Genomic DNA, 14,849 nt, shown 5'->3' on the forward strand with positions numbered 1-14,849 from the left:
GCTCTTTGGCTTGCTTGCCAGTTACCAGGTTAAAACGATTTTTCCGATATGCTGATTCGATTCCATCAGCGTATGTGCCTTGGCGGCATCGGCTGCGGCAAACGTGCTGTGAATCACGGGCTTGATGGCCCCGCTGGCGATCAGGGGCCAGATTTTTTCCTTCAGCGCCATGGCAATGGCCGTCTTGAATTCCAGCGAACGGGGGCGCAAGGTAGAACCGGTGATGGTTAGTCGCTTGCGCAATACCAGGCCGGCATTGAACTCGGCCTTGACCCCGCCCTGCACCGCAATGATGACAAGCCGGCCGTCTTCGGCCAGACACTGGACTTCACGCGCAACATAGCTGCCGCCGACCATGTCTAGAATGACATCGACACCCTGCCCGTTCGTCAGCTTCTTCACTTCTTCGACAAATTCGCCGGTCTTGTAATTGATCGCATGGTCAGCACCCAAGGCCACGCAGGCAGCGCACTTCTCGTCGCTACCGGCCGTGACCAGCACCGTAGCGCCAAGCGCTTTGGCAATCTGGATGGCCGTCACACCGATGCCGCTGGAGCCACCCTGAACCAGCAGGGTTTCCCCTTTCTGCAGGTGCGCCCGTTCAAAGACGTTGCTCCAGACGGTAAAGAAAGTCTCGGGCAGCGACGCCGCCTGCACATCGCTCAATCCCTCGGGCACCGGAAGGCATTGCCCGACGGGTGCCACGCACAATCCGGCATAACCACCGCCAGCGACCAAAGCGCAAACCCGGTCGCCAATCTTCAGGCCTGCAGCCGCCATCGCCCGGGCATCGCCGGCGATGATTTCGCCGGCAACTTCCAGCCCGGGAATGTCGGATGCACCGGGCGGCACCGGGTAATTGCCGGTGCGCTGCAGCACGTCGGGCCGGTTCACGCCGGAGGCAGCGACGCGGATCAGCACTTCGCCGACAGCGGGTTCAGGATCAGGACGCTCGCCCAATTGCAGCACGTCAGGCGTGCCAAAAGAGGTGATTTCAATGACTTGCATGATTTTTCCTAGTCATTTGTGCCGCCAGCGCACGTCCCGTGTGTGCAAGCAGCTACAAAATAAATAGCAAATTCCGATCAGCCCTGATGCTGGGAAGGACGGTCCAGCAATGCCTTCATTGACAGCTTGACGCGGCCTTTTTCGTCGGTTTCCAGAACCTTGACCTTGATGATCTGGCCTTCGGTCAGGTAGTCGGTGACTTTCTCGACACGCTCGTGGGCGATCTGGCTGATGTGCAGCAAGCCGTCCTTGCCGGGCATGAGATTGACCAGCGCACCGAAATCGAGGATCTTGGTGATAGCGCCTTCATAGACCTTGCCGATTTCGACTTCGGCAGTGATTTCGGCGATGCGGCGCTTGGCTTCGTCAGCCTTGGCGCTGTCGTTCGAGGCGATGGTGATGGTGCCATCTTCCTCGATGTTGATCTGCGTGCCGGTCTCTTCGGTCAGCGCACGGATGACGGCGCCGCCCTTGCCGATCACGTCGCGGATCTTTTCGGGGTTGATCTTCATGACATACAGGCGCGGCGCGAAGTCAGAGACTTCCGCATTGGCCTGGCCCATGGCTTCCTGCATCTTGCCCAGAATGTGCATGCGCGCTTCCTTGGCCTGGGCCAGAGCGACCTGCATGATTTCCTTGGTGATGCCCTGGATCTTGATGTCCATCTGCAGCGCGGTGATGCCGAACGTGGTGCCAGCAACCTTGAAGTCCATGTCGCCCAGGTGATCTTCATCGCCCAGGATGTCGGTCAGCACGGCAAAACGGTTGTCTTCCTTGATCAGGCCCATGGCGATACCGGCCACATGCGCTTTCATGGGAACGCCGGCATCCATCAGCGACAGGCAGCCGCCGCAGACCGAAGCCATCGACGAGGAGCCGTTGGATTCGGTGATCTCGCTGACCACGCGCATGGTGTATGGGAATTCTTCCTTGCTCGGCAGCACGGCGATCAGCGCGCGCTTCGCAAGCCGCCCATGACCAATCTCGCGGCGTTTCGGGCTGCCCACGCGGCCGGTTTCGCCGGTGGCGAACGGAGGCATGTTGTAGTGCAGCATGAAGCGGTCTTCGTAGTCGCCGCTCAGGGCGTCGATGCGCTGCGCGTCGCGCTCGGTGCCCAGCGTGGTCACGACCAGCGCCTGGGTTTCGCCACGCGTGAACAGCGCTGAACCGTGGGTGCGCGGCAGCACACTGTTGCGGATTTCAATCGGACGCACGGTGCGCGTGTCGCGGCCGTCGATGCGCGGATCACCGGCCAGAATCTGGCTGCGGACGATCTTGGCTTCGATGTCGAACAGCATGCCTTCAACGGCAACGCCGTCGAATTCAACGCCTTCAGCTTTCAGGCCCATCTTGGTCCAGGTGGTCACTTGACGCGTGGCGTGCGTGCGGGCCTGCTTGTTGCGGATTTGGTAGGCGGCAACCAGCTTTTCCTCGGCCAGCGCAACCACCTTGGCGATCAGCACCTCGTCCTTGGCGGGGGCTTTCCAGTCCCACACCGGCTTGCCGGCATCGCGAACCAGTTCGTGAATCGCATTGATGGCGATGTTGCCCTGCTCGTGGCCAAACACAATGGCGCCGAGCATGATTTCTTCAGACAGCTGCTTGGCTTCGGACTCGACCATCAGCACGGCGGCTTCGGTACCGGCCACCACCAGGTCCATGGTGGAATCCTTGAGCTGGGTCTTGCCGGGATTCAGCACGTACTCGCCATTGATGTAGGCCACGCGGGCGGCGCCAATCGGGCCGTTGAACGGAATGCCCGAAATTGACAGGGCGGCGCTCGAAGCGATCAGCGCGGGAATGTCGCCTTCGACTTCCGGATTGAGCGACAGCACATGGATCACGACCTGCACTTCATTGAAGAAGCCTTCGGGAAACAGCGGGCGAATCGGGCGGTCGATCAGGCGCGACGTCAGCGTTTCAAATTCGCTGGGGCGGCCTTCGCGCTTGAAGAAGCTGCCGGGAATGCGGCCTGCGGCATAGGTCTTCTCAAGGTAATCGACCGTCAGGGGAAAGAAATCCTGGCCGGGCTTGGCATCGCTCTTGGCAACCACGGTGGCCAGCACGACGGTGCCGTCCATGTCAAGCAGCACGGCGCCGCCAGCCTGGCGCGCCATTTCGCCGGTTTCCATCGTGACCTTGTGCTGGCCCCATTGGAATGATTTGGTGACTTTATTGAAAATGCTCATGTTCTTTTCTCCATTTGTTCAGACACATCAGGCAGTGCCAAAAGCCCGGAGTGGTGGCTGGCTGAACACGATGCCATTCCATAAAACGCCTGAAAAGTACTCAAAGTCAGGGCGGGTTTTGTGGAATGACACAGCGCGTGCTCGCTGGGCCTTGCTCCGAAGTCATCAGTTGCGCCAGTTATGACGCACTGAAGGTGAATACGATTTTTGCCGTTTTGAAGTGCAAAACGCCTGAGCTAGTGAACTAACTCAGGCGCTTGTCTTTGGATTTACCGATTATTTACGCAGGCCAAGCTTGGCGATCAGCGCAACATAACGGGAAGCATCCTTGGACTTCAGGTAGTCCAGCAGCTTGCGGCGACGGCTGACCATGCGCAGCAGGCCACGGCGGCCGTGGTGGTCCTTGGCGTGGGTCTTGAAATGGGGCATCAGTTCATTGATGCGGCCGGTCAGCAGGCCGACCTGGACTTCAGGACTGCCGGTGTCGGTAGCGGAACGGGCGTTGTCCTTGACAATCTCGGCCTTGATTGATTTTGCGATCATGGATTTTCCTCTTGCAACGATGTTGCGACTGGCGAGCGAAGCAGTGTTCCCACTATTGGGACTTGACCGCTTTCGTCGTGTTGTCCGCGAATGCAGCGTGTGCTTTTTAAGGCATCAGCTGCAAATACAGAGCCTCGGATTATAGCGCAAGCCAATGCCTGAGCCGGTCAACGCCCTGCCCCAGCCTGGCGACATCCCGGCTGGCAAAACACCAGCGCAGCCAGCCCTGGGCATCGGGTCCGGGATTGACCATGAAGGCATTTCCCGGCGCCAGGCCCAGCCCGGCCTCGACCACGAGCCGCTTGGCGGTTTCGAGCGAATCACCGAAACGCTTCTGGTCGGCCAGCCTGAAAAAGGCATACATGCCGCCTTTGGTGGATGCCACTTCCACGCCCGGCACGGCCTGCAGCAGCGGCACCAGCGTATCGCGGCAGGTTTTGAGGTGCGCCACCAGTTGCGGCGTCACATCGTCGGTTCTTTGCAAGGCGACCAGCCCGGCCCGCTGGATGAACACTGGCGCGCAGGAGGTGTTGAACTCGACCAGCTTGCCCATGTGCGGCGTCACGGAAGCCGGCATCACCAGCCAGCCCAGACGCCAGCCGGTCATCAAAAAACTCTTGGAGAAACTGTGGGCAACGACCAGCCGGTCATCGGGCGCGGCAATGTCCAGAAAACTGGGCGCGCAGCCGTTGGGTGTGGACTCGAAGTACAGGCGTTCATAAACCTCGTCGGCCAGAATCCAGGTGCCGGTAGCGCGGCAATGCGCCAGGATCGAAGCCTGCTCGGACCGGCTCAGGGTCCAGCCGGTCGGATTGTTCGGTGCATTGACGATCAGCAGTTTGGTGTTGGGCGTGATGGCAGCGAGCAACTCCGCCATGTCGAGCTGCCATTGCCCGGCCACCGGCTTGAGGCTGACGCAGCGCAGCCGGGCGCCCATGATCAGCGGCTGGGCCGTCAGGTTGGGCCACACCGGCGTGACGGCCACGACCTCGTCGCCCGCATCGACCAGCGCCTGCACCGCCAGCATCAGGGCATTGACGCCGCCCGAGGTCACGGCAATGCGGTCGCCGCCTATGGGCGCGGCGCCCGGGCAGCGCAGCCTGGTCGAATACCCGGCAATGGCTTCGCGCAATTCCGGCAAGCCGAGGTTGTGCGCATAAAACGTCTCGCCTTGCTGCAGCGATGCAATGGCGGCGTCGCGGATGAAAGCGGGCGTCGTCTCGTCGCTCTCGCCAAACCAGAACTTCAGCACATCGGTGCGCCCCATGCCCGCATTGGCGACCTGGCGGATCATCGACTCTTCAAGAGTCAAAACTGCCTGTCTCATGCCTGCCTTTTAATGACGCACCATCTTGCAGCTTGTCGGCTGCTCGGCACGCTGCGCCGAAATGGCCTTGATAACGCGAAAACCGTAACCCGAACCTTCGACATCGAACTTCGCGCCCGGCGCGCCTTGCTTGTCCATCACCGCCACCGCCAGCGGCTGCTGGAACTGGTGGTCGCTAGCGCGCATGCTGCCCTTGACGCCTGAAAAATTCACCGTGGCTTTTTCCATTTGCGCGGCGACGGCGCCCGCTTCAACCACGCCGGCTTTTTCCAGGCTCTGGGCCAGCGTTTCCACCATCAGCTGCATGCGCATGTGAACGTAGTCGTCCTGCGGCCGGGGAAAACGCTGGCGAAAGGACTGGTAGAAATTCTCGGACGCGGCACCCGGCGTGTTGGGAAACCAGTCGGCCACGGCAATCACCTTGCCGACCCCGGCATCGCCGAGCGCGGCAGGCACGCCCAGCGCATTGCCGTAGAAGGTGTAGAACTTGCCGTCGTAGCCGACTTCCCGTGCCGCCTTGATGAGCAGCGTCAGGTCATTGCCCCAGTTGCCGGTCAGCACCGCCTGCGCGCCGCTGGACTTGATCTTGACCGCATAGGGAATGAAGTCCTTGACCCGTCCGATGGGATGCAACTCATCGCCCACGATCTGGACATCGGGTCGCTGCGCGGCAATCTGCTTGCGCCCTTCACGCAGCACGGCCTGGCCGAAGCTGTAGTCCTGGCCGATCAGGTACACCTTCTTGAGCGCCGCGTCGTCCTTGAACACGTCCATCAGCGCGGCCATGCGCATGTCGGCATGGGCGTCGAAGCGGAAATGCCAGTAGCTGCATTTCTCGTTCGTCAGGATGGGATCGACCGCCGAATAATTCAGCAACAGCACCCGCTTGCCGGGCTCGCGTTCGTTGTGCTTGTTGATGGCGTCGATCAGCGCCGCCGCCACCGACGACGAATTGCCCTGCGCAACCACCGTCACGCCGTCGTCAATCGCCGAGCGCAAGGCGGCCAGCGCTTCTTCGTTCTGGCCCTTGTTGTCATAGCGCTCGATGGCCAGGTTGTGCTGGCCATCGGCCAGCTTGACGCCGCCGCGCGCATTGACGCGCTCGGTGGCCCACACCAGGTTGCGAAACACGGCTTCGCCGGTGTTGGCAAACGCGCCGGAAAGGCTTTCGATCAGGGCGATACGCACGGGCGGCTGGGGTGCGGGCTGTGCCTGGGCGAGCAATGAAAAACCCAGGCATAGCGTTGCGGCAGTGCGTTTGAAAAGTGTTCGCATAAGAAAAGAGGAAAGTCCTGTTTTGGTTTGAATATCAAGGCAGGCGCCAGCCTGGCAGCAGTTCAACCCCGGAGCGTAAAAAAGTCAGGCGTTCTGCGTGGCCAGGGCGGGTTCAGACTGGAATTCCGAAAGGTTCCAGCGCGGCTTCACGTCAAAGGTGTAGCTGCTGCGCAAGGCGTCCAGGTTCACCAGCCCGGCCTGCAGCCGCATGCCGGCGGCCATGGCGATCATGGCGCCGTTGTCGGTGCAGAACTCCAGTTCGGGGTAATGCACGCGAATGCCGCGCTGCTGGCAGGCCGCATTGAGCTGGCTGCGCAGCAAGGCGTTGGCGCCGACGCCGCCGGCCACCACCAGCCGCCTGAGCGCGGTTTGCGACAGGGCGGCCAGCGTTTTCTTCAGCAGCACCTCGACAATCGCCGCCTGCGTGGACGCGGCCAGATCGGCCTTGCGGCTTTCCAGTTCGGTGCCGAGTTTTTTCGCCTGCGTCAGCACGGCGGTTTTCAGGCCGGCGAATGAAAAATCGAGGTTGCCGCTGTGCAGCAAGGGCCGGGGCAGCTTGAACGCAGCGCCGTCGCCGCCAAGCGCCAGCCTGGCCAGATGCGGCCCACCGGGATAAGGCATGCCCATCAGCTTAGCCGACTTGTCGAACGCCTCGCCGGCCGCGTCGTCAATCGTTTCGCCGAGCAGCTCATAGCTGCCGACCTGGTCCACCCGCATCAGCTGGGTGTGGCCACCCGACACCAGCAACGCCACAAAGGGGAATTCCGGCGGGTCGGCACTTAAAAAGGGCGACAGCAAATGGCCTTCGAGGTGATGCACGCCCATCGCCGGCTTGCCCAAGGCGGCCGCCAGCGAGCAGGCCACGCCGGCGCCGACCAGCAGCGCGCCGGCCAGGCCGGGGCCGCGCGTGTAGGCAATCACATCGACATCGGCCAGTGTGCGCTGTGCGCTCTTCATGACTTCCTGCGTCAGCGGCAGCACGCGCCGGATATGGTCGCGGCTGGCCAGCTCTGGCACCACGCCGCCATAGGGCTGGTGCATGGCGATCTGGCTGTACAAAGCGTGCGCGAGCAGGCGCGGAACAGGGCTGGCGCTGGTATCGACCAGCGCCACTCCGGTTTCATCACAACTTGATTCAATTCCGAGGACTAGCATCGCCCAAGTGTAAGTTAGGGCTTTCCTTTGCCGGATAGCAGGGATTTAACGAAATAAAAACCCCTTCAGGCAAATTCGATGGCGCGAATCTTGCAAAATTCAGCCCATGAACTCCGTACCCTCCCTGCGTCTGGTGGTCATTGCACCCGATCTGGTCGTTTCCGACGACGGGGATGAGGCCGCCGTGGCGCTGGTGGAACGCTCGCGCCAGCTGCGCATCGGCCTGCTCGAAGGCGGCTTCAACCTGATTGCCACGCTGCCGGCCGACACCTTTTTGCGCGAGCGGCTGGCGCAGCTGCAGCCCGACATGATCATCGTCGATGCCGAAAGCGATGCCCGCGATTCGCTCGAACATGTCGTCATGGCCACGCGCGACGAGCGCCGGCCCATCGTGCTGTTCACCAATGACGACGACACCCGCCACGTCAAGGATGCCGTGGCCGCCGGCGTGTCCGCCTATATCGTCGCCGGGCTGGAGCCGTCGCGCATCCGTCCGATCCTGGATGTGGCCATGGCCCGCTTTCAGCATGAGCAGGGACTGCGCCGCGAACTGGCAGACGCCCGCACCGAACTGAAAGACCGCAAAGTCATCGACCGGGCCAAGGGCATGCTGATGCAGCGCCAGGGCCTGTCGGAGCAGGCGGCGTATGAAAAACTGCGCAAGGCGGCCATGGACAAGGGCATGCGTCTTGGCGATGTGGCGCAGCGCATGCTGGATGTGGCCGACCTGCTGGGTTAAAGCACTGGCGCCGAAATGGTGCAACGCACAACTAGAGGGCGCACCCAAAAATCCTGCGCAAAATAGTCCGAATCCTGACTGCTACTTATTTAGTAGCATCTTATGCATACAGGACAAGCGAAAAGGCATGATTCGATCACTATTTAGAGCCTTCACACCCTAAAAATACCGGACTGGCACAGACTTTGCAATGAACTGAACACCCGACATGGTGCTTCAACGGCGAAGCGCCATGTCACCCAGAACAAAGGCGTTCGAACCCTGTAGTCACATTTTCATGTGACGGCTCGGGTCGAACGCCTTTTTTTATTTTGTTTTTTCATTTTCAGGAATTGCTGACATGACAGACCTTCTCAAACCTTCACTGACGCGCCGCTCGGTGCTGCAAGCCGCCGCCGTGGGCGCCGTGGGCATCAACCCGGCACTGCGCGCGGCCGTGTATGCCCAGGGCTCGGACGCGCCGGAAAAGAAGGAAGTCAAGATCGGCTTCATTCCGCTGACCGATTGCGCTTCGGTGGTGATGGCGTCGGTGCTGGGCATCGACAAGAAATACGGCGTGACCATCATTCCCTCCAAGGAAGCCAGCTGGGCCGGCGTGCGCGACAAGCTGGTCAACGGCGAACTCGACTTTGCCCATGTGCTGTACGGCCTGATCTACGGCGTGCACCTCGGCACTTCCGGCCCCAAAAAGGACATGGCCATCCTGATGACGCTGAACAACAACGGCCAGGCCATCACGCTGAGCAAAAAGCTGGCCGACAAGGGCGCGGTCGATGGCGCCGGCCTGGCCAAGCTGATGGCCAGCGAAAAGCGCGAATACACCTTTGCCCAGACCTTCCCGACCGGCACGCACGCCATGTGGCTGTACTACTGGCTGGCCGCCAACGGCATCAACCCGATGTCTGACGCCAAGGTCATCACCGTGCCGCCGCCGCAAATGGTCGCCAACATGCGCATTGGCAACATGGACGGCTTTTGCGTCGGCGAGCCGTGGAACCACCGCGCCATCATGGACGGCATCGGCATCACCGCAGTCACCACGCAGGACATCTGGAAGGACCACCCTGAAAAAGTGCTGGGCACCACCGCCGAGTTCACGCAGAAATACCCCAACACCGCGCGCGCCGTGACGGCCGCCATTCTGGAAGCGGGCAAGTGGATCGACGCCAGCCTGGCCAACAAGAACAAGATGGCCGAGACCATCGCCGGCAAAGCCTATGTCAACACCAGCGTGGACGCCATCAACCAGCGCATCCTGGGCCGCTACCAGAACGGCATGGGCAAGACCTGGGACGACCCGAACTACATGAAATTCTCGGGTGACGGCGCAGTGAACTTCCCCTACCTGTCCGACGGCATGTGGTTTTTGACGCAGCACAAGCGCTGGGGCCTGCTCAAAGAGCATCCAGACTACCTGGCCGTGGCCAAGCAGGTCAACAAGATCGACATCTACAAGCAGGCGGCATCGGCCGCCAAGATCAGCGTTCCCAAGGACGTACTACGCACCAGCAAACTGATCGACGGCACAGTCTGGGACGGCAAGGACCCGAAAAAGTACGCCGACAGCTTCAAGGTCCACGCCTGAAGCCGCCCTGAAATTTCACTGAAACACTACTTCAAGAGGTCACGCCATGGTCAGTGCCGTATTTCACAGCCCGCGGGATATCGCCCCGCCGGTTGCCGCCAGCGCGGAGCGAAACGCTACACATTCAATAGCTGAAAGCGCAGACGCATCGGGCGCAAAAGCCGTGAAACACCCAAAAACTGCGGCCCGGCCGCAGCGGGATTTTTCGGCGCTGTGGCTGCGGGTGCTACCGCCCGTGCTCGGCCTGGCCCTACTGGTGCTGGTCTGGGAACTGGTATCGCTGGGCACCAAGGCCAGCATTCCGTCGCCCAAGGACACGTTCCTGCAGGCGGTCGTTTTGTTCAGCGACCCGTTCTACAGCAACGGCCCGAACGACCAGGGCGTGGGCTGGAACGTGCTGTCGTCGCTCAAGCGCGTCGCGATGGGCTTTGGGCTGGCGGCCATCGTCGGCATTCCGGTCGGTTTCATGATTGGACGCTTCAGCTTTTTGAGCAACATGTTCAATCCACTCATCAGCTTGATGCGGCCGGTCTCGCCACTGGCCTGGCTGCCGATTGGCCTCTTGGTGTTCAAGGGCGCCGACCCGGCCGCCATCTGGACCATCTTCATCTGCTCGATCTGGCCCATGATCATCAACACCGCCGTCGGCGTGCAGCGCGTGCCGCAGGACTACATGAACGTGGCCCGGGTGCTGAACCTGTCTGAATGGAAGATCGTCACCAAGATTTTGTTCCCGTCCGTGCTGCCCTACATGCTGACCGGCGTGCGGCTGGCCGTGGGCACCGCCTGGCTGGTGATCGTCGCGGCCGAGATGCTGACCGGCGGCGTCGGCATCGGCTTCTGGGTCTGGGACGAGTGGAACAACCTCAATGTCAAGAACATCATCATCGCGATTTTCGTGATCGGCATCGTCGGCCTGATGCTGGAATACGCGCTGATCAAGCTGGCCACGGCGTTTACGTTTGAAGAAGTCAAGAGCTGACCTGCCGACCTACCCAAGGACCACGACCATGAACACCACAGTGAACCCCCAGTACATCGACATCCAGGGCGTCGAGCAGGTCTTCAAGACCAAGAAAGGCCCGTTCTGCGCGCTGCAAAACGTCAACCTGAAAGTGGCCAAGGGCGAATTCGTCGCCCTCATCGGCCACTCGGGCTGCGGCAAGTCCACCCTGCTCAACCTGATCGCCGGCCTGACGATGCCGACCCAGGGCGTGCTGCTGTGCGCCAACCGCGAAATCGGCGGCCCCGGCCCGGAGCGTGCCGTGGTGTTCCAGAACCATTCGCTGCTGCCCTGGCTGACCTGCTTTGAAAACGTGTACCTGGCAGTCGAGCGCGTGTTTTCAGCGACCGAAGGCAAGGCCCAGCTCAAGGCGCGCACCGATGCGGTGCTGGCGATGGTCGGCTTGACCGCCGCGGCGCAAAAGCGGCCCGGCGAAATCTCGGGCGGCATGAAGCAGCGCGTCGGCATTGCACGCGCCCTGTCGATGGAGCCCAAGGTGCTGCTGCTCGACGAGCCGTTCGGCGCGCTCGACGCACTGACCCGCGCCAAGCTGCAGGACGAGTTGCTGCAGATCGTCGCCAACACCCAGAGCACGGTGGTCATGGTGACGCACGATGTCGATGAAGCCGTGCTGCTCAGCGACAAGATCGTGATGATGACCAACGGGCCGTCGGCGACGATTGGCGAAGTGCTGAGCGTCGAGCTGCCGCGCCCGCGCAACCGGGTGGAACTGGCCGAAAGCACCCAGTACCTGCACTACCGCAAGGCGGTGATCGACTTTTTGTACACGCGCCAGGCGCATGTGGAAAAACTGACCGCCTGACCAGCAGAAACTTACGCGTCAAACGCCCCTTAACAGGGCGCTGAAAAAACTGGATGCACCCGTTTTGGGCGGCACCGGTTTTTTCTTGTTTGGCAATTCGAACTTTTTTCACGAGCATCATCCAGTGAACTTTTTCAAGCAATTCCTCAAATCGGGGCACTCCCCCACCCTGTTCGCAGCATTCCTGTATTTTTCGTTTTCCTGCTGCATCTGGGTGCTCAACGGCGCCATGGCGCCCTTCATTTCCGAAACCTTCGGCCTGAGCCCGGCGCAAAAGGGGCTGATGCTGTCGGTTCCCATCATTGCCGGCGCGCTGATGCGTTTTCCGCTCGGCCTGCTGTCGCAGTACGTCGGCCGCAAGAACGCCACGCTGATCGAGATGGGCCTGATTGCGGTGGCCATGCTGTTCGGCTTCTTTTTCGTCAAGAGCTTCAACGACCTGCTGGCCATGGGCGTGCTGCTGGGCATTGCCGGCGCCAGCTTCGGCGTGGCGCTGTCGCTGGGCTCGGGCTCGTTTCCGGCCCGGCACAAGGGCCTGGCGATGGGCCTGGTCGGTGCCGGCAACGTCGGCACTGCCGTGTCGGTGCTGATCGCGCCGCCGCTGGCGCAGGCCTTTGGCTGGGTCACGGTGTACGGCCTTGCCGCCGCCGCCATCAGCATTCCGATGATCGTGATGATCGTGTTCGCCAAGGAGCCCGACGACCTCGACAAGCACGCCAGCTTCAAGCAGCACATCGCCTGCCTGTATGAAAAAGACGGCTGGGCCTTCAGCCTGATCTATGCGGTGACGTTTGGCGGCTTCATCGGCCTGGCGACGTTTTTGCCGACCTACTACTACGACCAGTTCTCGGTCAGCAAGGTGCAGGCCGGCCAGTTGACCATGCTGGCGGCCTTCATGGGCGCTGCGCTGCGCGTGTTCGGCGGCTGGATTTCCGACCGCTGGGGCGGCATCAACACCCTGAGCGTGGTGCTGGTGACGGTGGCCGTCACCCTGACAATGTGCGGGATGGCCGGCGGCTCGCTGGTGGCCACCACGCTGCTGGTAATGCTGTGCTTTGCGGCACTGGGCGCGGGCAACGGCGCGCTGTTCCAGCTGGTGCCGCTGCGCTGGCCGCTGGCCACGGCCGTGGCCGGCTCGATGATCGGCGAGATCGGCGCCCTCGGCGGCGGCCTGGTGCCCAGCGCGATGGGCCTGTCCAAGCAATATGGCGGCAGTTATGCTTGGGGCTTTTTCCTGTTTGCCAGCCTGGCCATGATGATGCTGGTGATGCTGCGCGTGATGCAGATCCGCTGGACGCGCACCTGGGCCGAAAAAGGCGGACGCGCGCGCACCGCCTGAACTTCATTTTGCTATCCAAAAAATAGCTGCTTGCGCATACAGGACGTGCGCAAGCAGCTTTTTTCATGCTTATTTCGGTAAAAACAGCAGCCAGTACACCAGCAGCAGGTTGAACAGCAGCGACACCCCCAGCGCGAGCTTCCAGAGGGCCGTCGGGTCACGCTGCAACAAAGGAGAAGCCTGCGGCGCCGTCAGCGGCCGGGAGGCGCCGCGCTCCAGCGCCAGCAGCAGTTCCTCGGCGGTTTCAAAGCGTTTTCGCTTGTCGCGCGCCACGGCTTTCAGCACGATGTGGTCCAGCCAGATCGGCACTTCGGGGCTGATGCGGCTGGGCGCAACCGGGTCGCGGTAGTAACGGCCCACCTGGTAAGGCAGCACTTCGCCGTAGGGCAAGCGGGTGGTGAGCAACTGGTACAGCGTGACGCCCAGCGCAAACAGGTCGCTTTGCGCGTCGGGCAGCTCTTCCGGGCCGTCTGCCGCTGTGGCGCTGTAACCCCACTGCTCCGGGTTGATGAAGCTGGGCGTGCCGGCGTGCAGTTTGCGCATCGCCTCGGGTTCGCGCCCGCTCAGCGCCACGCCCAGGTCCAGCAGGCGCAGCACGCCGTCCACGCCCTGATGCAGGTTGGCGGGCTTGATGTCGCGGTGGATGACGCACTGCTGGTGCAGCCGGCCCAAGGCCTGGGCGGTCTGGGTGGCGGCGGCCAGGGCTTGCTGCACGCCGAACTTCTGGCCCCGGTCGAGTTGCTGCTGCAGGGTTTCACCGGCGTGCCAGTCGTACAGCAGGTAAAACGCCGTGCGCTCCCGCCCGGCCGGCAGGCGCTCGTGAATGTGAACCAGATGGTCGGCCGCACGGCCGGTTTGCATGCGCGTGGCCAGCCAGGCTTCGTGCGCCAGCATGGCGCGCTCCTCCCGGTCATGCGCCCGGTCGGGGTGCAGGGTCTTGAAGGCATACAGAACCTGGCTGGCCGGGTCGCGCACCTGGTACAACAGGTTGATGCCGCTGTCGGCCACGGTGGCCGTCACGCGCAAGCCGTCCAGCATCTCGCCCACCTTCAGGCGCGGCGAAATCGGCAGGGTCTGCGCCATTCGGCTGACATCGGGCAAGGTCGCGTCCAGCAGGCTAAGGACGCGCACCACGACGGCGGTGACGTTGTCCTGGCTGCCCGCGGCCAGGGCTGCATTGACCAGGTTGTGGCTGGCCAGCTGGGCGCTGGGCACCGCCTGCAGATCGGACAATTCCTTCAGCCGGCCGTCAGCGATCACGCCATGCACCCCATCGGTCACCAGCACGAACACGTCGCCGACCAGCAACTCGCCCTGCAGGTAGTCCACCACCACATGGTCTTCAGCACCCACCGCGCGCAGCAGCTGGTGCCTGAAATCAGGATGGTTCATCACATGGTCGTGGGTGAGCTGCAGCAACTCGCCGCCGCGCAGCAGGTAGGCGCGCGAATCGCCCACATGCGCCAGCGTGTAGGACTGGCCGCAGAGCACCAGCGCGGTCAGGGTGGTCAGCCCCAGGACGGGCTGGCGGCGCTGGTTGATGCCGGACAGCCAGGCGTTTTGCGCACCAATGATGCGGTCCAGCGCCACGGTGGTGTCCCAGGTTTCGGGCGTGGCGTAGTAGTCGCGCACCAAACTGGTGACGGTTGTCTGCGCAGCCTCGCGGCCCATGCCGCCGCTGCTGACACCATCGGCAATCGCCACGATGGAGCCCATGCCCTCCTGCCCCGGATCAGGCAGCATGGCGGCGCAGAAGTCTTCATTGCCGGCCTTGCGGCCTGCCTGGGTTGTAAAACCGATGTCTATGTTGAATGCCATGCACCAAGACTAGCAAATCGCATGCCCAAATTTGGTGCACATCCT

At 62.1% G+C, this 14,849-nt stretch carries 12 protein-coding genes; 5 read left to right on the forward strand and 7 right to left on the reverse strand.

Annotation, left to right across the window (positions count from 1 at the left end):
* Positions 1-21: 21 nt before the first annotated feature.
* The 6 genes from ABLV49_RS13455 to tsaD all read right to left on the reverse strand — a co-directional run bounded on the left by ABLV49_RS13455 (position 22) and on the right by tsaD (position 7,497).
* Entirely contained in the window at positions 22-1,008 is a 987-nt protein-coding gene (locus ABLV49_RS13455) for an NAD(P)H-quinone oxidoreductase (RefSeq protein ID WP_349277107.1), read from the reverse strand.
* 77 nt (positions 1,009-1,085) lie between these two features.
* Positions 1,086-3,197, reverse strand: a complete 2,112-nt coding sequence (pnp, locus tag ABLV49_RS13460; protein ID WP_349277109.1) for a polyribonucleotide nucleotidyltransferase — start codon at positions 3,195-3,197, stop codon at positions 1,086-1,088.
* A gap of 276 nt (positions 3,198-3,473) precedes the next feature.
* On the reverse strand, positions 3,474-3,740 hold the full coding sequence (rpsO, locus tag ABLV49_RS13465) for a 30S ribosomal protein S15 (protein ID WP_296916101.1): 267 nt from the start codon (positions 3,738-3,740) through the stop codon (positions 3,474-3,476).
* A gap of 139 nt (positions 3,741-3,879) precedes the next feature.
* Positions 3,880-5,067, reverse strand: a complete 1,188-nt coding sequence (locus ABLV49_RS13470) for a pyridoxal phosphate-dependent aminotransferase (RefSeq protein WP_349277112.1) — start codon at positions 5,065-5,067, stop codon at positions 3,880-3,882.
* A 9-nt stretch (positions 5,068-5,076) separates the two neighbouring features.
* Complete coding sequence (locus ABLV49_RS13475) at positions 5,077-6,342, reverse strand: branched-chain amino acid ABC transporter substrate-binding protein (protein ID WP_349277114.1); 1,266 nt, start codon at positions 6,340-6,342, stop codon at positions 5,077-5,079.
* A gap of 84 nt (positions 6,343-6,426) precedes the next feature.
* Positions 6,427-7,497 carry a tRNA (adenosine(37)-N6)-threonylcarbamoyltransferase complex transferase subunit TsaD gene (gene tsaD, locus ABLV49_RS13480; protein ID WP_349277115.1) on the reverse strand — a complete coding sequence of 357 codons (1,071 nt, stop codon included), beginning with the start codon at positions 7,495-7,497 and terminating at the stop codon, positions 6,427-6,429.
* A gap of 106 nt (positions 7,498-7,603) precedes the next feature.
* Between tsaD and ABLV49_RS13485 the strand changes: the two genes are divergently transcribed.
* From ABLV49_RS13485 to ABLV49_RS13505, 5 genes are all read left to right on the forward strand, one after another.
* Entirely contained in the window at positions 7,604-8,236 is a 633-nt protein-coding gene (locus ABLV49_RS13485; protein WP_011800816.1) for an ANTAR domain-containing response regulator, read from the forward strand.
* 340 nt (positions 8,237-8,576) lie between these two features.
* Positions 8,577-9,821 (forward strand): CmpA/NrtA family ABC transporter substrate-binding protein, encoded by a 1,245-nt coding sequence (locus ABLV49_RS13490; RefSeq protein ID WP_349277117.1) that lies wholly within the window; start codon positions 8,577-8,579, stop codon positions 9,819-9,821.
* A 46-nt stretch (positions 9,822-9,867) separates the two neighbouring features.
* Positions 9,868-10,803 carry a nitrate ABC transporter permease gene (ntrB, locus tag ABLV49_RS13495; RefSeq protein WP_349277119.1) on the forward strand — a complete coding sequence of 312 codons (936 nt, stop codon included), beginning with the start codon at positions 9,868-9,870 and terminating at the stop codon, positions 10,801-10,803.
* A gap of 28 nt (positions 10,804-10,831) precedes the next feature.
* Positions 10,832-11,647, forward strand: a complete 816-nt coding sequence (locus tag ABLV49_RS13500; protein WP_349277120.1) for an ABC transporter ATP-binding protein — start codon at positions 10,832-10,834, stop codon at positions 11,645-11,647.
* A 124-nt stretch (positions 11,648-11,771) separates the two neighbouring features.
* A complete protein-coding gene (locus ABLV49_RS13505) occupies positions 11,772-12,986 on the forward strand; it encodes an MFS transporter (RefSeq protein ID WP_349277122.1) in 1,215 nt (404 codons plus the stop codon).
* 69 nt (positions 12,987-13,055) lie between these two features.
* On the opposite strand, the gene ABLV49_RS13510 is transcribed toward ABLV49_RS13505, so the two are convergent.
* A complete protein-coding gene (locus tag ABLV49_RS13510; RefSeq protein ID WP_349277124.1) occupies positions 13,056-14,804 on the reverse strand; it encodes a bifunctional protein-serine/threonine kinase/phosphatase in 1,749 nt (582 codons plus the stop codon).
* Positions 14,805-14,849: the final 45 nt, after the last annotated feature.

The sequence above is a fragment of the Polaromonas hydrogenivorans genome (genome assembly GCF_040105105.1).
Classification (GTDB): Bacteria; Pseudomonadota; Gammaproteobacteria; order Burkholderiales; family Burkholderiaceae_C; genus Polaromonas; species Polaromonas hydrogenivorans.